20 protein-coding genes, 1 other RNA gene and 1 pseudogene are annotated in these 20432 nt (G+C 41.0%); 13 read left to right on the forward strand and 9 right to left on the reverse strand.

The features are described 5' to 3' along the window. Positions 1–139: 139 nt before the first annotated feature. The 3 genes from WA1_RS56155 (at position 140) to WA1_RS43020 (ending at position 3014) form a co-directional block, all read left to right on the forward strand. A complete protein-coding gene (locus WA1_RS56155; RefSeq protein ID WP_148662888.1) occupies positions 140–322 on the forward strand; it encodes a hypothetical protein in 183 nt (60 codons plus the stop codon). A gap of 4 nt (positions 323–326) precedes the next feature. Beyond that, complete coding sequence (locus WA1_RS43015) at positions 327–1499, forward strand: M28 family peptidase (protein WP_017748231.1); 1173 nt, start codon at positions 327–329, stop codon at positions 1497–1499. 573 nt (positions 1500–2072) lie between these two features. After that, positions 2073–3014 (forward strand): calcium-binding protein, encoded by a 942-nt coding sequence (locus WA1_RS43020; RefSeq protein ID WP_017748233.1) that lies wholly within the window; start codon positions 2073–2075, stop codon positions 3012–3014. A 6-nt stretch (positions 3015–3020) separates the two neighbouring features. Here WA1_RS43020 and WA1_RS43025 read toward each other — a convergent pair whose 3' ends face one another. Together WA1_RS43025 and WA1_RS43030 are read right to left on the reverse strand one after the other, a co-directional pair. Further along, positions 3021–3815 (reverse strand): tetratricopeptide repeat protein, encoded by a 795-nt coding sequence (locus WA1_RS43025; protein WP_017748234.1) that lies wholly within the window; start codon positions 3813–3815, stop codon positions 3021–3023. Positions 3816–3825: 10 nt separating this feature from the next. Next, positions 3826–4740 carry a ribonuclease D gene (locus WA1_RS43030; RefSeq protein WP_026135189.1) on the reverse strand — a complete coding sequence of 305 codons (915 nt, stop codon included), beginning with the start codon at positions 4738–4740 and terminating at the stop codon, positions 3826–3828. A 226-nt stretch (positions 4741–4966) separates the two neighbouring features. Here WA1_RS43030 and WA1_RS43035 point away from each other — a divergent pair, with 226 nt between their 5' ends. The 5 genes from WA1_RS43035 to WA1_RS43055 all read left to right on the forward strand — a co-directional run bounded on the left by WA1_RS43035 (position 4967) and on the right by WA1_RS43055 (position 13873). Beyond that, entirely contained in the window at positions 4967–6679 is a 1713-nt protein-coding gene (locus WA1_RS43035) for an HAD family hydrolase (RefSeq protein ID WP_017748236.1), read from the forward strand. Between the two features lie 121 nt (positions 6680–6800). Then, positions 6801–7538 carry a cytochrome c biogenesis protein CcdA gene (locus WA1_RS43040; protein WP_017748237.1) on the forward strand — a complete coding sequence of 246 codons (738 nt, stop codon included), beginning with the start codon at positions 6801–6803 and terminating at the stop codon, positions 7536–7538. 66 nt (positions 7539–7604) lie between these two features. Further along, positions 7605–9014: a cytochrome c biogenesis protein gene (locus tag WA1_RS43045; protein ID WP_017748238.1), complete on the forward strand. Its 1410-nt coding sequence runs from the start codon at positions 7605–7607 to the stop codon at positions 9012–9014. A gap of 521 nt (positions 9015–9535) precedes the next feature. Next, on the forward strand, positions 9536–10768 hold the full coding sequence (locus tag WA1_RS43050) for a S8 family peptidase (protein ID WP_017748239.1): 1233 nt from the start codon (positions 9536–9538) through the stop codon (positions 10766–10768). Between the two features lie 165 nt (positions 10769–10933). After that, positions 10934–13873 (forward strand): NACHT domain-containing protein, encoded by a 2940-nt coding sequence (locus WA1_RS43055; protein ID WP_017748240.1) that lies wholly within the window; start codon positions 10934–10936, stop codon positions 13871–13873. A 517-nt stretch (positions 13874–14390) separates the two neighbouring features. On the opposite strand, the pseudogene WA1_RS43060 reads toward WA1_RS43055, so the two are convergent. Beyond that, positions 14391–14702, reverse strand: a pseudogene (locus WA1_RS43060) (IS4 family transposase); the annotation flags it as partial. An 83-nt stretch (positions 14703–14785) separates the two neighbouring features. Between WA1_RS43060 and WA1_RS43065 the strand changes: the two are divergent. After that, complete coding sequence (locus tag WA1_RS43065; protein ID WP_272819352.1) at positions 14786–15172, forward strand: helix-turn-helix domain-containing protein; 387 nt, start codon at positions 14786–14788, stop codon at positions 15170–15172. Positions 15173–15777: 605 nt separating this feature from the next. On the opposite strand, the gene WA1_RS56160 is transcribed toward WA1_RS43065, so the two are convergent. From WA1_RS56160 to WA1_RS43090, 6 genes are all read right to left on the reverse strand, one after another. Beyond that, on the reverse strand, positions 15778–15927 hold the full coding sequence (locus WA1_RS56160) for a hypothetical protein (protein ID WP_201789162.1): 150 nt from the start codon (positions 15925–15927) through the stop codon (positions 15778–15780). Between the two features lie 196 nt (positions 15928–16123). Then, positions 16124–16501: a preQ(1) synthase gene (queF, locus tag WA1_RS43070; RefSeq protein WP_017748241.1), complete on the reverse strand. Its 378-nt coding sequence runs from the start codon at positions 16499–16501 to the stop codon at positions 16124–16126. A 49-nt stretch (positions 16502–16550) separates the two neighbouring features. Continuing rightward, positions 16551–16961, reverse strand: a complete 411-nt coding sequence (locus WA1_RS43075) for a hypothetical protein (RefSeq protein WP_066613250.1) — start codon at positions 16959–16961, stop codon at positions 16551–16553. 137 nt (positions 16962–17098) lie between these two features. Further along, a complete protein-coding gene (locus WA1_RS43080; RefSeq protein ID WP_017748243.1) occupies positions 17099–17485 on the reverse strand; it encodes a phasin family protein in 387 nt (128 codons plus the stop codon). Positions 17486–17511: 26 nt separating this feature from the next. Next, positions 17512–17608, reverse strand: an RNA gene (ffs, locus tag WA1_RS43085) — signal recognition particle sRNA small type. Between the two features lie 35 nt (positions 17609–17643). Further along, a complete protein-coding gene (locus tag WA1_RS43090) occupies positions 17644–17910 on the reverse strand; it encodes a YciI family protein (RefSeq protein WP_017748244.1) in 267 nt (88 codons plus the stop codon). Between the two features lie 81 nt (positions 17911–17991). On the opposite strand from WA1_RS43090, the gene WA1_RS43095 reads away from it, so the two are divergent. From WA1_RS43095 to WA1_RS60905, 4 genes are all read left to right on the forward strand, one after another. Beyond that, positions 17992–18561 (forward strand): 2'-5' RNA ligase family protein, encoded by a 570-nt coding sequence (locus WA1_RS43095; RefSeq protein ID WP_017748245.1) that lies wholly within the window; start codon positions 17992–17994, stop codon positions 18559–18561. A gap of 108 nt (positions 18562–18669) precedes the next feature. Continuing rightward, positions 18670–19089, forward strand: a complete 420-nt coding sequence (locus WA1_RS43100; RefSeq protein ID WP_017748246.1) for a lysozyme inhibitor LprI family protein — start codon at positions 18670–18672, stop codon at positions 19087–19089. A gap of 802 nt (positions 19090–19891) precedes the next feature. Then, positions 19892–20113, forward strand: a complete 222-nt coding sequence (locus tag WA1_RS43110; protein WP_017748249.1) for a hypothetical protein — start codon at positions 19892–19894, stop codon at positions 20111–20113. Next, entirely contained in the window at positions 20114–20323 is a 210-nt protein-coding gene (locus WA1_RS60905) for a PIN domain-containing protein (protein WP_017748250.1), read from the forward strand. The last annotated feature ends 109 nt before the right edge of the window (positions 20324–20432 follow it).

The following is a 20432-nucleotide window of genomic DNA, read 5'->3' on the forward strand; positions in this document are numbered from 1 at the left end:
GATTTGACTTAATTTAGGGATTAGGGGTTAGGGGTTAGGGGAAGAGTTTGTATTTCTTTCTCTTATCCCTACTCCCTACTCCCTACTCCCTACTCCCCACTCCCTATCTTCATCAAATTTTTGGAGCATTGTATGTACTTTGACAGTCTCATGGGGAACTCTAGATGAAGTTGGTGCTTCTGTCAAAAGACAAAGCGTCAAACAAGAGCGGTTGCAACGTCCTATGCCAGGAAATTCGGAGAGAAGAGGACACGGCGCGTTACTCTATTTGCTGGAGTTATGGCAGCTGTCACGTGAAAAAGGAAAAAGAAAGGGTTCATAAATAAATGAAAGCAAAGAAAAAATGGTTTTGGTTGGTGCTGTTAGCTTTGACAACAATGGTTGTTGTACTGGTTGCTAAAGGATTGTTCCCACAGCATCAAGAATCAGTTATTTATAGTATTAGAGTTGAGAATTCTGTTCCTGTAAAGAAAGATGCGAGTAATAAGAACACGGGGACTCCTGGGGTCATTTCCTCTTCTCCACATCAGTCTTTACAAGAAAAGGTGGAAGAAAAGGTAGATGGGGATCGGACAACCAGTACTCCACAAGTGTCTGGATCTCGGCTGTTTTCTCATCTTCAAAAGTTGAATTTTATACGTCATACTCCTGTAGAGCGATCGCGAGCTCGTTCTTACATCAGTTCAGAACTCCAAAAATTAGGTTGGCAACCCCAACTTGAGGAATTCACTGAGAAACAGTTGGATATCACAAGAGTTGGCATTAATATTTTTGCGGAAAGACCTGGTACAAGTAAAGATGCAGGCGCTATTCTAGTGGCAGCCCACTACGACACTGTTTTCTTCTCACCTGGTGCTGATGATAATGCTAGTGGAGTTGCTGTTGTCCTGGAACTAGCGAGACTCCTCGGTTCGCGTCCTACCGCCAAAACATTGCAGTTAGCTTTTTTTGATTTGGAAGAAGCGGGGCTTTTAGGTAGTAAAGCTTTTGTCAAAAATAAAACTCACCTAGAAAATCTAAACGGTGTTATTGTGATGGATATGGTGGGTTATGCTTGCCATATTTCCGGATGTCAGAAGTACCCATCGGGTTTGCCTGTGAAGACCACTAGTAACAAAGGTGATTTTGTAGCGGTCGTTGGCGATGCCGAACACTTGCCAATTCTCAATGCTTTTCAGAAAGCAAATATTTCCCAAACTGCATTGAATAAGGAAGATCAAAAGGCAAAAGGTGAAATAACTTCTTCTCCTATATTGCCATCCGTACTGACTCTGCCAGTACCTCTCAAAGGTTTGCTGACACCCGATGTACTGCGTAGCGATCATGCTCCGTTTTGGTATCAAGGCATTGGTGCTGTTTTGGTGACGGATACAGCCAATTTACGAACTCCTCACTATCATAAACCTACTGATGTCCCAGCTACTCTTGACCGTGAGTTTTTTACAGGGACAGCACAACTTGTTGTCAATGCAGCGACTGAGTTGTTGGAAGGTAGTTAGTTGTTAGTTGTTAGTGATAAAATATCGCCTTCATCAGTTTTGAGTAATTACCTGCAAACTAATAACGACTACTCCCGAACCGCCAGAAGATTACCTAAACAAGTAGGTAGGGCTTTGCCCACCAATAGCGAATGGTGGGCAAAGCCCTACCTACTAATTACTACTAACCAAAGCATTTTTGTATATGATTTATCTTTAAGAAAAATTTTATCTTTAAAGAGCAATAGACATCTTGCACTCATTGCCTAAGTCTCTAATGGTAGAAATTATGCTTTTTTGTAAGATAATAACTTCCAAATAAAAAAATATTCCAAAATTTCGTGTATGCGGGCGAAAAGCCTGCTACTAATAAAGGACAGGCAAAAAAGCCCATCCCACAAGATGGGGCAATTTATTATTGGAGTTCTCTCACCAATAAATCCTACCCATTGATTGATTTCAGCTATGCTTCCGAATGTCAAGCTTAAATTATTTAGGTAGACGCTTACGGGCGGTTGCTCACTCATAGGGCATGAAAATAATTCTTTTCTCATGCCCAATGTCTAATGCCCTATTTTCAAGAAGGAACTTTATATGGTTATTCTTCAAGGTACTGCGCGAAGCGATTATCTAGAGGGAACGCAAGACAATGATTTCCTGATTGGTGATTTAGGAGATGATGTTCTCATTGGTCTATCTGGTGATGATTTTTTGGAAGGTGGAGAAGGTCGCGATCGCATAGAGGGGGGTGATGGGAAAGATATTCTCTATGCTGGACTAAGTCAATTATCGTATGCACCGGGTTATGGAGGAGATCCACAAGGCGAAAATATATTGTATGGAGGTAAAGGAGACGATTTACTCTTTGGGTCTTTCGGGAGAGATTTCCTATATGGTGAGTCTGGAGATGACAAAATAGTCGCTCTTTCTGGTGATGACTATCTTGATGGGGGCGATGGACGTGACAGATTAGATGGCGGTTTTGGCAATGATACCCTCATTGGTGGTGATGGAAATGATGTCTTATATGATGGCAGTTATAAAACTGGCTCTGGTGATGATGTTCTTGATGGTGGAAACGGAGACGATGTTCTTGATGGTGGACAAGGGAACGATCGCCTTTTTGGTGGGAACGGTGAAGATAAGCTGACGGCGGCTGGCTTTATCCCCTCTGGAACTGGTGGTATCTTTGGTCTTAATGAAATAGATATTCTCTTTGGAGGACAAGGGAGAGACACGTTTCAGTTGGGAGGGCGGAACGCTGCTGGAACTTTTTCTGTTTACTATGACGATTTTTATCAAACAAGTGCTGGTTATAATGACTATGCTCTCATTGCTGACTTTAAGCCTAATGAGGATATTATCCAGCTTGTAGGAAAAAGTACTGACTATGTTTTGGGATTGTCTCCGTTTAATTCGTCAGAAGGGGTGGCGATTCATTTTGTCAGTGGCAAGTCGCAGGAATTGATTGCAATCGTGCAAGGTGTATCAAGTTTGAATCTTGAGGACGATGACTTCAAATTTCTTTATTTTTAATCGGGGCTATTGCCCAAGCTCTTTCATATTATTCATCACTTCTTGATACAACTGCTGATTGTTTTGTTTTTCAAAAATTGCTGCTGCTCGCTGCAAGTCAGCCATTGCACCCTCTTTATCTCCCAATGCAGCGCGAGCATTACCCCGGTTATTGTATGCTGCGGCAAAGTTGGGAGCAAGGCGAATCCCTTCGTTGTAGTCTGCAACGGCTCCCTCTCTATCTCCTAAAATGGTGCGGGCGTTTCCTCGGTTATTATATGCAACCGCATATTTGGAATTGAGGCGAATGGCTTCACTGTAATCGTCTACTGCTGCGTTTCTATCTCCAGTTGCTGCCCTGGCGTTTCCTCGATTGTTGTATGCTTCAGCATAGTTGGGATTAATGCGAATAGCTTGATTGTAATCTGCGATCGCTGCTTGTGTTGCTCCTTCTGCTGCATAAACATTCCCCCTATTGTTATAAGCTTGAGCATCATTGGAATTGATCTGTAGCGCTTGGTTGTAATCTGCGATCGCTTGCTGTCTATTTCCTAATTTAAAGTAGGTAAGTCCTCGTTTATTGTAAGCTTCCCCATAATCAGGATTAAGACCGATCGCTTTACTATATGAGGCGATCGCGCCTTGAGAGTCTCCTTTTGTTTGCCTGTACTGACCCTGAGTATAAAAGTCTTTAGCACTAGATGGTCTAGCAACTGAACGCAACACAGGACGAGATTGAATATCTGTTACAAATACATCCTTAGTATTATTACAAGCAACAATTGTCACAGACAAAAATACAGCCAGCAACAGATTTTTCATCTTTCATCCTTTATCCTTCATCACTTTCCTGATTTTTGGGGGACAGCCGCCAAGACGTTATTTTCTCAATATCTACTGATAATTGTTCTAAATTTTCTCCTAAATCTTTTTGTAATTTTTGAGTTAATGTGATAGGAAAATCAAACTCAACATCTTGATTTTGTATCAACTCTACCAGTTCCATAAACGAAACTTTTACAGTTGTGCGTTCGTAAGAAGACAGCTTAAAATATGGTGTTTCAGATACATTTTGCAATTGCATGGCTTTTTTGATTCGCTCTTGCAAATGCTCGTATTCTGAATTGAGCACCTTCCACTGTTCCTCAATCTGCGCGTATCTTGCATTCAGGACTGCTATATCTTCCGCCGCAGGTTCTGGATTAATTTCTTTATTTAATTCTATCAAATTTAAATGAACTTGAGCAAGATAAATACAGTCTAAATAAGCATACTCTATTTGCTCTTCAGTTAAGGGTCGCCGTCCCCAATCACTTGTCTGTTCTTGTTTTTCTATATTCTGAAAAGCACAAAGTTCTTCAGCTAACGTTTTGAGTTGATAGTTAGGGACTGGTAAAGCATAATAAGGAATTTTTTTCGCTAATTCTAAAGTGCAAGTAATATTTTTTGCTTTCTTGCCACCTAGAAATTTTAAATCGTAGCTAGCATTATGAAAAACTTTTTCAATTTTGGAATTAACCATGATTTTGTCAATAAACTCAGCGACAGTGTGAGGCTGGTTGATGACATCCAAAATAAAAGTGCGATCGCCACTCAAATCGGCTGGATCGTCCAATACTTGAATCAGCGATAATTTGGGATTGCGAGTGTTGTACTCAGCGACTTCTGTATCAATCCACAAAGTGCTGGCTTTTGTGTATTCAGCAATAAGAGAACGAATAGTACTTTCTGAAGTCAGGTATGGCATTTGTGATTTTTCCTCATTAGTAAATTCGGTTATAACTTTCCAAGTTAACATTTTCAGCAAGGTGTGGTCAGAAACCCGGTATCTCCCAGATACCGGGTTTCTCAATCTCACCAATGATTTAGAAATGGCATAAGAGTATTTATTTCCCAAGCGGGATTTTTCAGCCTCAAACTTAAGTCATGTTTATATAAGTACTCGTATGTTTTAAATCTACTTCTCATTAACTATGCGCTACTTTGCCTTAGCTACTGACTATGATGGTACGCTAGCAGCCGATGGTCGTGTCAGCGATGAAACTATAGCAGCCTTGAAACGCCTGCGCCTTTCTGGTAGAAAACTGATATTGGTTACGGGTCGCGAACTGGAGGATTTGCAGGGTGTATTTTCAGAATTGGATTTATTTGACTGTGTAGTGGCAGAAAATGGTGCTTTGTTGTATTCTCCCGCTTCGCGTCAGGAAAAACCATTAGGCTCAAAACCCCCCGACGAGTTCATCAAAGCATTGCGCGATCGCAAGGTTGAGCCTTTGTCAGTTGGTCGAGTCATTGTTGCGACTTGGCATCCCAATGAAACAACGGTACTGCAAACAATTCGGGATTTGGGATTGGAATTGCAAGTCATTTTTAACAAAGGTGCAGTCATGGTACTTCCTTCCGGACTCAATAAAGCCGCAGGATTAACCGCAGCCTTGGATGAAATGAAGTTATCACCACACAATGTTGTAGGTGTGGGTGATGCTGAAAATGACCACGCTTTCTTAGAATTGTGCGAGTGTTCTGTTGCTGTTGCTAACGCTTTGCCAATGGTAAAAGAACGAGTCGATTTTGTCACGAAAAACAGTCGCGGTGCTGGTGTTGTCGAGCTGATCGATCGACTGTTGGCTTCAGATTTGGCTGAAGTAGATACTCAAAGAGAAAAACATAATATTTTACTGGGTACAAAGGAAGATGGTTCTCATGTCAATATGAAGGCTTACGGTGCAAGTCTATTACTGGCTGGTACTTCTGGTGGTGGTAAATCAACTTTGGCAACTGCTATACTAGAGCGCATTGCAGAGCAAAATTATCAATTCTGTATCATTGACCCTGAAGGCGATTACGAAAACTTTGAAGATGCAGTCATTTTGGGTGATGCTAACAGAGCACCAAGAATACAAGAAATTTTAGATCTACTAGAGCAACCGCACCAAAATATAATTATTAACTTACTGGGTATTGCTTTGGCAGATCGTCCCGCATTTTTTGCCGAAGTTTTACCCCAATTGCAAGAATTAAGAGCACGCACTGGTCGTCCTCACTGGATAGTAGCAGATGAAGCCCATCACCTCATGCCTGCTTCTTGGAATCCTGCCTCTCTGACACTGCCTCAAGAGCTTGATTGTATGATGTTTATAACTGTCCATCCCGACCAAGTTGCGCCCGCAGCACTGTCTCTGGTAGACGCCATGATTACTGTAGGTTTGTCACCGGAGAAAAATATCGAGCAATTCTGTTCGGTTGTCGGTCATTGTCCCCCACAACTTGCTCCTCAAAAGCTCGAACCAGGAGAGGCGATCGCATGGTTCCGGGAATCAAAGACCGAACCTTTCCGTTTCCGCATTACCCCTGGAAGTACAGAACGCCGCCGTCATGTCCGCAAGTATGCTCAAGGACAATTGGGAGAAGATAAAAGCTTTTACTTTATAGGACCAGAAGGCAAACTCAATCTCCGCGCTCAAAACTTAATTTTGTTCACCCAAATTGCTGAAGGAGTCGATGATGAAACTTGGTTGTACCACCTCCACGAGGGAGATTATTCCCGTTGGTTCCAAGAAGCGATTAAGGATGACTCTTTAGCAGAGGAAGCTGAAAAGATAGAGAAAAGTGCTAACGGTTCAGCAAGTGAAAGCCGTGCCGCCATCAAAGCAGCAATTGAACAGCGTTATACTCTACCAGCATAAAATAAGACGTACCACTAAGTCAAGAAAAATTTGCCCCTAATCCTACTCTTAACCCCTTTCATACAGTTCAAAGTAAGCTAAAATGCAAGCAGAATAAGCGTTTCTTCCTTTTAACAGCCTCATGCTTGAAATCCTGCAAACCCGACTGTATGAACTAGAACAATTTGCGAATGCCCTGGTATCCAATCAACTGACTCATTTAACTTGGATAAGTGTAGGTATTATTTTTATCGCAGGATTGCTCACCAGTTTGACTCCCTGTATGCTTTCCATGCTGCCAATTACCATTGCCTACATTGGTGGTTATGAAGCAAAAAGCCGTTGGCAAGGTGTTGTCCAGTCAACTTGGTTTGCTTTGGGATTGGCAACCACGCTAGCTGGACTAGGCATTATAGCAGCTTTCGTGGGTAAAGTTTACGGTCAAGTAGGTCTTGGCTTACCAATTATTGTTAGTATTATTGCCATTCTCATGGGGTTAAACTTACTTGAAGCGTTACCCCTGCAATTACCTTCTTTTGGCGGTACAGAGTGGATTTCTCAAGAATTACCCCAAGGAGTGCGAGCATATTTCATCGGTCTCAGTTTTGGTGTTGTGGCTTCTCCTTGCAGTACTCCTGTTTTAGCGAGCCTGCTGGGTTGGGTTGCTCAAACACAAGATTTAGTTCTGGGTGCTGTTTTGCTCCTTTGCTATACAGCAGGTTATGTTGTTCCCCTGATTTTGGCTGGTACTTTTACAGCTTCTATAAAGAAATTACTAGAGTTACGCCGTTGGTCTAGTTGGATTAATCCAGTCAGTGGTGCTTTGTTGGTAGGATTTGGCGTATTTTCCTTAATGTCTCGGCTTCCAGTATTACAGTGACCAGTGACCAGTGACCAGTGACCAGTGAGCGGTGAGCTTTTATAGAGAAATTTACACATAATTCCAATGACTATAGAAAATCCAGTTTCTGACAAAATATCTATATGGACAGCACTAGGACGTCTGCTGCGACAAGAGTTTTTACCAGTTCTGACAGATTTGCGCTTGGCAATTTTGATGTTTCTTGCGATCGCACTCTTTAGCGTCAGTGGTACTGTTATAGAGCAAGGTCAATCGGTAGCATACTATCAATCCAACTACCCAGAACACCCAGCCCTCTTTGGTTTTCTTTCATGGAAAGTCATCCTCATTTTGGGCTTAGACCATGTTTATCGAACTTGGTGGTTTTTGGCATTACTCATCTTTTTTGGCACTAGCTTAACAGCCTGTACCTTTACTCGTCAGTTACCAGCCTTAAAAACTGCCCAGAAATGGAAATATTACGAAGAACCCCGTCAATTTCAAAAGCTAGCTTTAAGTGCAGAATTTGATAATGTAGAAACCAGAAGTGCTACGACCCTACAAACTCTATTGCAAAAGCGGGGCTACAAAGTTTTTCAAGAAAAAGAGAATACTCTCTACGCCCGCAAAGGAATTATTGGACGCATTGGACCAATTGTAGTTCATATTGGAATTGTTATGACTCTCCTGGGTGGTATTTGGGGGGCTATGACTGGCTTTGTTGCTCAAGAAATGGTAGCTAGCGGCGATACATTTCAAGTGAAAAACATTATCGATGCTGGACCTTTTGCAGTAGGGCGAGTTCCTAAAGATTGGTCTTTGCGCGTCAATCGCTTTTGGATTGACTACACTCCCTCTGGCGGTATCGACCAGTTTTACTCAGATATGTCTGTTTTAGACAATCAAGAACAAGAAGTTGACCGCAAGACAATTTTTGTTAACAGTCCTCTGCGCTATCATGGCGTCACCTTCTACCAAACCGACTGGGGAATTTCTGCCATTCGAGTCAAAATCAACAACAGCCCGATCTTTCAAATCCCCATGGCTCCACTCAATACTAACGGTCAAGGAAAGATTTGGGGAACGTGGATTCCTACCAAACCAGATTTAAGTGCAGGTGTATCCTTACTGGCAAAGGACTTGCAAGGAATGGTGCTTCTTTACGATGCAAGTGGTAAGCTGATTGATACAGTTCGCGCCGGAATGGCTACCCAAGTGAACGGTGTCAGCTTAAAGATACTAGATATTGTTGGCAGCACCGGTTTACAAATTAAAGCCGATCCGGGAATACCTATTGTTTATGGTGGATTCGGCTTACTCATGCTAGGTGTCGTCATGAGTTACTTCTCCCACTCTCAAATTTGGGCATTACAAAAAGATGGTCGCTTGTATGTAGGCGGTAAGACCAATCGCGCCCAAGTCACTTTTGAACGGGAAATGCTGGAAATCTTGGATACTTTGAGTTCACCCCACCCTAACCCAGACCTTGGAAAGGTTCGGGAACCGGAAAGCTAATTTCCCCCTTTTTCAAGTGGGGACTAAGGGGGGTAAGCTATTACAGACTGGTGTGTACACCGTAGCTCCTCAAAGGAAAGGGAGCTGGGAGGGAGAGGTTTGTCGAACTCAGGTTATGTCCGGTTCCTTCCACTTCGGTTTTCCGCCACGACCTGGTAATTCCCAAAGACTTTCTAGACCAAGTTTTTGCCATTTATGTAAAACTTCGTTAGGTTTTTTCCCACCCACCTACTTACTGGCTGTGAAAAAACTTGGTCAATACGGGCTTTCACATGAAGCCAAGCTAAATTATTACTATATTCGCCGTATCCATTATTTTCCTTTATTCTCTTAAAGTTTAATTAGTGTACTTGTTGCGGAATAGAATACGTATGCGACAGATGGAGTTTTAAAAAAGCCATTATTCGCCTCCTTGGCACAACAAATAGCTCAGTTGTGTTATACCGCAACAAGTCTCGTAGATTGAAGTCTTTTTTGCATCATGAAAGTACTTAAGAGCTAATTCTGAAGAGGCTGCTGAAATGACTATATATATCATCCAACCCCGTTCCAATCCTGCCAGTTCGCTAGATTTGATTTCAACAAAATTTACAGCACCTTGCCGACAAAAGCAAGTTAGGGAGGTCATTAATCTCTGGCAAGAAGACGTTACTTACCAAAAACTCCAAAACTGGCTTTTGGATGCTCAAAAAGAAGGAACTGTTCGCGCTGTCAGCAACCTTAGCAATCCTGGAATCACAGGTACTGTTATTGCTGATCTTTCGGATGAAGCAGTTATTCAAATTCAGGAAGACCTACCTGACATAGCTATCCTCAAAGATGAGCCAATTGAGTTAATTCAGCCTAACAGAAACATTGCATCCTTGAAAGACAAAGTAACTGAAACAGATTTATGGCACCTAGCGGCTATTGGATTGACGAAAGCAAGGCAAAAAGGATGTGACTTTACTGGGAAAGGTATCACTGTAGCAGTTTTAGACACAGGTATTGATGGCAGACATCCTGAATTATCTAGAAAAATTATAAGTTCATACAATTTGGATGCCAAACAGTTTGAAATCTTTGGAGATGCTGAGTTGCTCGATCAAGATGAGGATACTGAAGGACATGGCACTCATGTAGCAGGGTTAATCTGTGGTAATGAAGTTGGCATTGCTCCAGAAGTAGGAATCATTAATGGCATCATGCTGCCTCAAGGAATTGGCTCTCTATTTAGCTTTGTTGTGGGAATGCGATGGATCAGCACCCGTTCTGATGTAGATATCGTGAATATTTCAGCAGGTGAACTTAGGGGAGGTCTGGAACTCTTAGATCTTTATGCAGAGACTCTTTTAGCTGTGGGGATTTTACCTGTATGTGCAGTAGGTAATGAGGGGCGCAACCGCACTCGTAGTCCTGGTAATTGTCGCAGTGTCATTTCAGTAGGAGCAACAACTCAATCTGGGAAAGTCGCGCCTTTCAGCAGTAGTGGAACTATTGTTCTAGATCATCATCAGTACACTGTACCACTCTTAGTTGCCCCTGGGTCTGCTGTTTACTCCTCTACTGTAGGAGGGCACTACGAAGCTTGGGATGGCACCTCAATGGCAACGCCCATTGTTTCTGGAATAGCAGCTCTCATATTACAGGAATATCCCAATATTACAGTAATGGAATTAACAGAAGCACTGCTGGAGAGGTGTACTCCTTTACCTGGTCAACTTGCAGAACGGCAGGGAGCGGGAATCATCAAAGTGGAACCACCAGCGCGATAAACGGTATTTGCTAGTCTATATATTATTCAGTTTGAATTTTACAATCGAAAATAGTTATAAAGAGTTTATCATGAATTAAAGAACCGAAATCTATGGGCTGCTGAGTTTAGTACATTTCCTGTGAAGTTTATGTATTGCTCTTGACGATGTTTGGAGGGTTTCGCGATGGATCTCAATGAAACGCAATTTTCCAAGGCTGATCCACTATTACAAGAAGCGCTTATCCAAGCAAGTGATGATGAAGTCATTCGGTCAATTTTTGTTTTGGAGACAGGAGATATTAGGACTGAACCGATTTTGTCTCCTAGTCAATTTCCTTCACGTCAAGCTTATCGGGAAGCACTGATTGCACAGCGAAAGACTCAGATGGCAGAGACATTGGGTGGAACAATGAAAGAGATCCGTTCCCTATCTCTCAAAACAGCAGGAGATACGATTAGTCCGATCCTAATAGTAGAAGGTTCAGCTCGTCAAACAATATTAGCTCTGGAACTGCCAGGTGTCCGTAGTGCTACTTTGGAGCAATTAGTTGGTTCACCTGAAACTCTTCCTGCTGAACAAGTTGATGCTATTTCCAGCTTCTATTTCTACATCTTTAGTAAGTACTTAGATGAACTTAGGGGAAGTTTAGATAAAAAAAATCAAGAACTGAGTAAAACAACCTTACTACTCACAAAACAGAAAGACAGGAAAAGAAAGTTAGAAGAGCAAATTAAAAATAAGCAACGAGAAAAAGAGTCAGACAAGGAAATTCTAAAGAAACTAGAGGATAACTTAGAAGAGTTAAATCAGGAGATAGCCCAAATTACTAGAGAAGTTAATCAGCTTACTCAAGACATAGCTACATTACCCCAGCAAATAGACCGATCTCTCCAAGATAAAAATCGAGCTTCTCAATCCAGGAATTTAGTCAATCAAACTATAGAGCAATATATTCTCAGCTACCATAAACGTTATGGCAAAATCAAAATTTTAGGAATGCAAAACTCAGTGAATTTAGAGAGTCTTTTTACAAGGGTAAGATTTTTGGATCAACCTGGCTTATGGCGGTTAGAATCTGCTGAAAATATGCAAGAGACATTTCGTCAAAGTATGAGAATGGGTTTTGAAATTAATAATGATATTAGAAAATTAGATGGACTCACAGTTGCCAAGCAGGAACCTCATCTCATGGTACTAGGAGCGCCAGGAGCCGGAAAATCAACATTCTTACGAAAACTTGGCTTAGAAGCATTCAAAGGAAAAAAAGGGATTTTTGAAGCAGAATATTTGCCAATTTTAATTGAACTCAAACGTTTAACCAGTTCCAAGGACAATCTTGTGCAAATTATTAAAGAGGAATTGAAGTCCTCTCATATTCCTTTGAGTGATGAGTTTGTAACCAAAGCTCTGGAATTAGGAAAATTACTGATTTTGCTGGATGGACTCGACGAAATGCCTGCTGAAAATCTGAATCAATCTATTCAGCAATTTCAAGCATTTGTAAATCAATATCCTCACAATCATGTCATTATATCTTGCCGTGTAGCAGCCTACCGTCAAGTATTTCAGCAGTTCAAAAATGTTGAAGTCGCTGATTTTGATGAAATACAAATTCAACAGTTTATTCGGAATTGGTTCTGTTCAGAAGGTGATCGGCAAGCAAAAACTGCTGAAAGATGTTGGGTTTTGCTAAACCAATCTAGCCATAAATCGACAAAGGAGCTTGCACGTACTCCTCTGCTCTTAGCATTTATTTGCCTAGTTTATAATGATGCTCAGGATCTCCCTACAAATAGGTCAAGTCTTTACAAGGAGGCGCTCGATATTTTGCTAAAGAAATGGTGGTCAGAGAAGCGAGTCAGTCATGAACCTGTGTATCGACATTTGGGAGTTGATCTGGAAGAGGAAATGTTGGCAGAGTTCGCTTATCAGAGTTTTAAAGCAGATCGGCTGTTTTTCTCAAAACAACAATTAATTCAAGATATCCAAGGTTTTCTCATCCGAAATGAGAACGCACCAAAAGACCTAGATGCCGTATCCATACTAGAAGCAATAGCAATTCAACAAGGAATTCTGGTTGAACGAGCGCGAGACGTTTATTCTTTTTCCCATTTAACCCTTCAGGAATATCTAACAGCCCAATATACTCGCGATCACAATCAGATTGGAACATTAGTTACTGAACACTTATTTGATGAGCGTTGGCGAGAAGTATTCTTGCTTTTAGCAGGTCTTATAAGGGCAAGGGCGGATGAACTGCTGGTGTTGATGGAGAAAGAGGTGAAGTCGCGAGTTAAGAGATCTAGTAAGCTATCTGCTCTTCTGCGTTGGGCTGATCGGATGACTGATTCTTCAGAAGGTTCCTATGTGCCAGTTGCTGAAAGATCCGTCGCTATATTTATTGCGCTTGCATTTTCTCGTGCATACAACTTTCTCAATCAGAATACTGCTAATAGCGATATTGATATGCAAATAAGTAGCGATTTTGATCGAATGATAGTTTTAGATGAATCTCTTGCTCTTCGCAGAAATCCTCTTTCCTTCTGGCCTTTAAACATTATTAATAATGTGACACCAGGTCTTAGAGTTCCTTCATCTTTTGAAATCAATTTCAGTCGTGCGATCACCCTTTCTCAAGATTTTATCAGTTTGCTTGACCCTAGCCTTGCGATTTATCTAGATCTAAATCTCGATAATACTCGAAAAAAAGCTAATGGTCTGAATCTTGATATATCTCATACTTTGAATTTTTCAATAGATCCTATACTTGCTCGTACTAAACCTCTAGATCTTGTACAGGATTTGGAAAAATCGAAAATTTTTAAGGATGTAAACTTTGCAAAGTTATCAGAAAGTTTACGAGAACTGCTCCAGAATTATTCAGGTAGTAAGCAAACGTATGAGAATTGGCGAAAGTTTCGCTCTCGTTTGCTTCAGGTTTGGTGTCAAACTTTGCAACTCAGTCCCAATCTAGTCCATTTATCTAAGAAAGAGGTGAAGGAACTAGAAAACTATCTTTATGCCAATCTGCTAATTGTATTATGTAAACAGGCAGCAGTAAAAGTATCTAAATCAACTTGGAAATTGATCGAGTCCGGAATGTTACGAGCTAACGAAAGATAGTTTGCCAGCAACAAGCTAACCACTCGCTTGGAGCGGACTGGTAAGAGATTCTGGTGCATTGTAGCCCACATTCCGCAGGTGAGGTCAGAAAATGGGGTATTTTTAAAAATGACGTAAATGCTGCATTTTCTGAGCATGACAGCATCACCATTAGATCTCCCCATCTAATTACGCGTGCAAGTAGCATTGGAACCAAAATGTACGCTAACGACTGATTCCTGTGATAACGATAAAATTTCTACCTTCTTCAATGCCTCATTCTCACCGAGAATTCAGGCTTTGAGCGGATTTTTCCTGTGATAACAATCTTTATCACAGGAATAGATAGAATTTAAGGCTACGCTCAAACTCAATTACAGTAAGCATCTTAGGCTTAGCGTACATTCCTGTTCCATTGCTACGAAAGGGCGTAATACCAACTTTTGACTCAAAGTTGGTAACTTACTCCATATTGATGACGCCACTCCACGAGCATTCGTGACAGGTTAAGAAAATGGCACATTTGTCAAGAGGGTGCAGGAAAAGGAGACAAATCCAGTTGAGAGACTGGCTTTCGGACACTTTTAACCACACCTAAGTCCTGGTTTTCTTGAGCAGTAAAGTACTTAACTGGGTCATCTGCCTGACCTTTATCATAAGCAACACTAAAATGGTATAAACCGCGATAAGTCATCTCCAAAGAAATACGGTCAAAAGGCAGAGATAATTCGTCAGCAATCGCGTCTCCTAAATCAATCAAGACCGCATAAAATAACCAAGTTGCCCACACTTGTAACTTGATTCCATTAATAGAACCAGTCCATAAATAAGATAAACCTAGTACAGCACGGCTTAAATAAATAGACCAAAATCGTGGGATGATAAACAGTAAGGTAAAAATATTGTTGTCTCTAAGTACAGAGGGATAGAGGTGTGCCAAAATTAACTTTAAGAAGATTAACGATAAGCGATAGCGATCGCTATGAACTTGAACAATTAATCAACCGACACAACACGCCACAACAAATAGTATTGAGAGCAAAAATAATCAAGATGGCATCTGACGGTCAAAATAATCGGGAAATCGCCAGAGATTTGGATATTAACAGGCATACAGTTAGTTTATGGCGAAACCGATGGTTGGAGACCGACGGAAAAGAATTATTGACTATTCAAAGATTACAGGATTCTGAGCGTGCTGGCGCACCAGTAAAATTTAGTATGGAACAAGTAGTTGAATTATTAGCGAAAAGCTTGTTCACCACCATCCGATTACGGACGACCAATAAGTCATTGGACACCAAGAGAACTAGCGGATGAAATTATAAAACTTGGCATCATCGAAAGCATATCAATACGACACGTTGGAAGATTATTAGAAGAAGCCCAATTAAAGCCACACCAAAGCCGATATTGGCTGACTCCCCCCCCCAGATCAGGAATTTGATTCAAAAGTTGAAGATATTACTGGCTTATACATCCTCCATTCCGCACCCCAACTGTCACAAACGGTAATTACTGAAAAAAATCTCTAAAAAAAGAGTAAAATTATACTGTTTTTCTAAGAAAAACAGATGAGAAAGCGTCAAAACTCGGATCTAAGACATACTCGCTATTCTCAATTATTAGCAATAAGACGGGAACAGATTTTCTGTGGTAATTGATAGATAAATTCCTATAGTTACTTATTCTGTATAGACATCTCTTCGACATTTAACATAACAACAGAGTTCCCCAGAACAATTCTGTCTCAATTTTTCTATATTTCTTTTGGGAAATCTTAAAATTTTCTATTTCTTTTATTTTCGTGGCTCAAGCTTGAGACGCATTTCCTCTTCGCTCTTTGCACGGGAATGTGCCTCTAAATTCTCTTGTCAGTCTATTGCTATTAATTCTCAACTGTTTGATTGTTACCTACTCTTTTTTTAGTTTTTATGGATAGCTGATTTACCAGCCCCGTTTCGACCAACTAATACCCCAACTCGGTCAACCAGGAACACGGAAACCTGACCGCCTAGAGCAGTCCAACCGTCGAGAGTAAAAGATAAGAGACGAGGCTGACTTGTGTTGGGCAAAATATAGTTTTTCCCTTTTCTGCTGACAATCTAAGTAAATTTTACCTAATTGTATCTATGTTTTGGGATCGTTGTGGACAAGATTGCACTAAATGTTAGGTTCTCCCCTAAAAGGACATCGGCTGCAACCATTGTGTTTCACAAACCAGGTAATAAAAAGACGTGCATCGCTGTTTTGTTTTTACTTTCTTGTAACTTACGTATGCTTCTGATGCCGTACCTCAACTATCATGTGTACATTACCGCGAGGTGCAAAATCTGCTTTAACAACTACTTCTAAAGGATCGCAAGCCGCAACAAAATCATCCAAGATTTGATTGGCTGTTTCTTCATGGGAAATGTAGCGATCGCGATAATTATTAATATATAGTTTCAGTGCCTTCAATTCCACTACTCGTTCATCTGGGATGTAGGTAATGTAAATTGTGGCAAAGTCAGGATAGCCAGAAAAGGGACACTTACAAGTAAATTCAGGCAAAGTTATATCAATGTTATATCGCCTTCCGACACGAGGATTAGGAAACGTAATAAGTTGTCCCTCCGCAATATTACGCTCACCATACTTCATTTCCATAATTATTTATTTACCACTGGTCACTGGTCACTGGTCACTGGTCACTGATTTATAACTCATCTTGTTCCCAATCGGGACAATTCTCATCATTCCATCCATATGGATGCATACCACAAACTAACAATCCCCCGCCATAGACTTGACCGTGGTAGTGACGACATCCAATACACGCAGCATTTCGCTCTGATGAGGGTTCAACTGGATATGGAAAACCAGAATCTAGAATAACATCGTCTATAACAATATCTTCAAGTTCCCAGTATGCTTCTAAAATCGGTTCTGTCAAATCTTGTAAATACTGGTCAACATCAGATGCGATCGCATCCTGCACTTGTTCGCTCAGTTCTTCCGTAAGCTCAAAGAAGGTATCTACCATTTCTGTCATCCCCAGAAAAAAGCGTTCTACTTCGTCAGCCACTGTTTCCATCATTTCCCAAAACTCTTTCTGCCACTTTTCCATAGTTTTTTACGTCCTTAACAGCCTCTTCAGTGGACGCCTAATTGTACATGGCTTCAAGCAATTGCGTACATTCTGAGGACTACTTAACTTACAAAACTTTGGAGGCACAATCAACTGTGTCTCCAATACTTAAATTATTACTTATCTCGTTGCAACTTACGCAATTCTTCTTGCATTTGCCTGACTTGATCGCGCAGTTTATCTACATTCTCTGTAGGAGGAGTCGCTTTCGCTGTTGGCTCTTCGTCTTCTTCCAAAATTTCTATGCGACGTGGTTCCGACTGAGGCTTTGGATCGCTTGTCGAACCAGATGTCGGTGTTTGTTGCGCTTGCTTCATCATATCTTCAACGAAGCGACGGGCTTCATCTGTCGTCATTTCACCCCGCGCAACCATTTCGTCTGCCAGTTTTTGGACTTGCGATCGCAATTCTGATAGTGTACCGCCTGCTTTCTCTCCCGCATAAGAAGCCAAGCCTACACCGAGATAAAAAGCTTTTTTAACAATATCGCCAAAACCGGGCATTGTCGCTTCTGTGCTCCTAAAAATAGGGCGACCCGGAGACTACGCCTGCTACAAGCATCCCGTATTGCTGCTACCTTCCGGTCCTGACAAGGTTTGGGCGTTGCAGCCGCGTAGATCCAGGTCTTTTTTATAATAGCACTAAATTTTTCAACTGAGTGTTATTCCATAACAATTTTCCACTCGTAGACTTTGTAGCTCACACAACCGTTTTCTATCAATGGGTCTCTTGCTACAATTGCCTGTGCTTCATCCATTGATGCTGCCTCAAAGATCATCATACCACCTCCACGCTGTGCCCAGTAACCCGTCTTTGCCTTGTGTCCTTTGGCAATCAGATCTTGTACGTAAGCTTTATGATCTGGTACATATTGGTCAAAAATAGGCTTATCTACCTTACCTTCTTCTATCTTCACAAACCAAGGCATTCCTTTTACAACCTCATCAAACTGCTAAAACAGTAACCAGTGACCAGTGACCAGTGACCAGTAACCAGTGACCAGTGACCCATGAAACTATATTTTATAGCTCTTCTCCCACCCCAAGAAATCCAAGACTACGCTAACCAAATCAAGCAGTATTTTGCTGACAAGTATGCTAGCAGCCATGCTCAAAAATCTCCACCGCACATTACCCTGCAACCACCTTTTGAATGGGAAGATACTGATATCCCTTTACTGGAGGAACATTTGAAAACTTTTGCTCTTCGTCAAAATTCAATACCGATTACCCTTAGCGGTTATGCAGCCTTTGTACCTCGTGTCATTTATATTGACGTTGTCAGAAGTCCTGAATTGCTTACTGTACATCAAAATTTCATGTCATATCTGGAAACTCACTTGGGAATTACAGACAAAGTTGGCCAAACACGTCCTTTTGTTCCTCACATGACAGTTGCTTTTAAGGATTTAACCAGACAAAACTTTCAAGCTGCATGGTCAGAATTTGAAAAGCGTCAGTTACATTTTGAATTTACGGCTTCGGTTTTAACATTGCTAGCTCATGATGGCAATCGGTGGAATATTAAAAGTGAATTTCCTTTTGTAGCTTCTACAACCGAACAACAGCTTAACTTTTAAGATTTATATCTTTTGCTTCTCAAACTCTTTTCATGCTTTATACTATTTTTTTACTCAATTTTTCTAAGAAAATCTATTGAGTTGTAAGTTCTAAAAATCACAATATCTATGTCTGTAAGAAATATTCATCAGAGACTGAATACCACTTTCTTAAGTGTAGCGATCGCTCCCTTTTCTATTGCAGCAATTTCCACACCAAGTCCAGCACAAGAGATTGTTGCTCAAAAAGTTAATTGTAACAACGCTAACACGACACCAGAACTGAAATATTGTTCTCAACTGTCTTATGAAGCAGCAGATAAACGCTTAAATGAAGTGTATAAAAGAGTGACATCTAATCTAATCAACGACCAGAAACAAATACTTGTTTCCGCACAGCAAGCTTGGATTAAATTCCGCGATAACAACTGTAATTTTGAAACCTACGGTTCTCGTGGTGGGACGGGGTATGAAGTTTTCCGCAACGGATGTCTTGAGAGATTGACAAAACAACGCACAAAGGATTTGCAAGATTTTCTCTCTCGGTAATATTTTAGAAATGTAGCTCAGATCCCCGACTTCTTTAAGAAGTCGGGGATCTAGACCAAGTTGCGCTAACACGAGTTATTTGTCTAATTCTTATCAAGAGTCGAGATGAAGTTCATAAACTGAAAGTACAAAGTTTGATGACAAGAACTTTGATGAAGATGAGCAAGCTTGGATGGTGCGCGAACAACTACCAGAGTAGAGTGTTTTGTCCATTGCTCTCAGAATGGAATTCTGGGGCTATACAAACAAAGTCCACCTGCGTGGACTTTATAAGAAGTCCGCGTTCGCGTAGCGTGCGCTTTGCGCTTAGGCGAACTTGGTCTGTATAGGCTTGATTTCAATCACAAGCGTGTTTTTTCCAAGTTGGGATGCTCCCGTTTTCGTGGAACAATTGCTGTGAAACTTGATTGAGGACTGCGATAGATTGTAGCAAGCTTCCTGCAATTTTGCTACCAACTCGTACCGGATATCTACTGTTATTGCCAGCTCATGTATTTTTAGGTTTGAACAGCTAACATCATGTTCGACTGATGACTTATCCATGAATTGGTTTGCAGTTGCACTCAGTACAAAGACCTCACAACTACAAACAGATTCTCGTCTAATCGCGATCGCTGTTGGCAAATCTTAATAACAACTCTTCACGAGATAAATTACTTCAAGTTTAAGAGCGATAAGCAGAGTAGAGCTTGTGCTTCGCGATAAGCACTCTTTCGGCTTGTGCTTCGCAGCGCACTCTAGTTTGTTTTACTTTGAGGTTTGTAGGAATCTTTGTTACTTTAGAGTAAAATGGAGTGTCGATATGATAAACGTAGAATTTCAAGCCAAAGTTGAGAATGGAGTCATTGTGGTTCCTCAAGAATATCAGCACGAATTGGCAGAGGCTAGTACAGTCAAAGTTGTTGTCTTCAAGCAGCCTAAAAAGCAATCCATGCAATTTGATATTATGGATGGACTAGCGCAAAACCCGATTCCAGTGCCAGGAATTCGCTCAATGACCCGTGAAGAAATGCACGAGCGATAAATGATGAGCGAACTTTGTTTTATCGACTCGAATATTTGGCTCTATCTCTTCATGGTCGATCCAATCTCTAGTGAGACTGAAGAAATTAGAAAACGGTCTTTGGCAATCAATTTAATTAATAATGTTAATGCTGTTGTCAGCACTCAAGTTATTAATGAGGTGTGCTCTGTCTTGTGTCGAAAAGCCTCATTTACTGCTATAGCAAATTAAGCAAGTTATTCAATCCTTTTATAACCGAGTTTTAGTAATAGAACTAGACTATGAAATTTTTATCAATGCGTCCGATTTACGAACTCGATACGGATTTTCGTTTTGGGAT

It is taken from the genome of Scytonema hofmannii PCC 7110 (genome assembly GCF_000346485.2).
GTDB lineage: Bacteria > Cyanobacteriota > Cyanobacteriia > Cyanobacteriales > Nostocaceae > Scytonema > Scytonema hofmannii.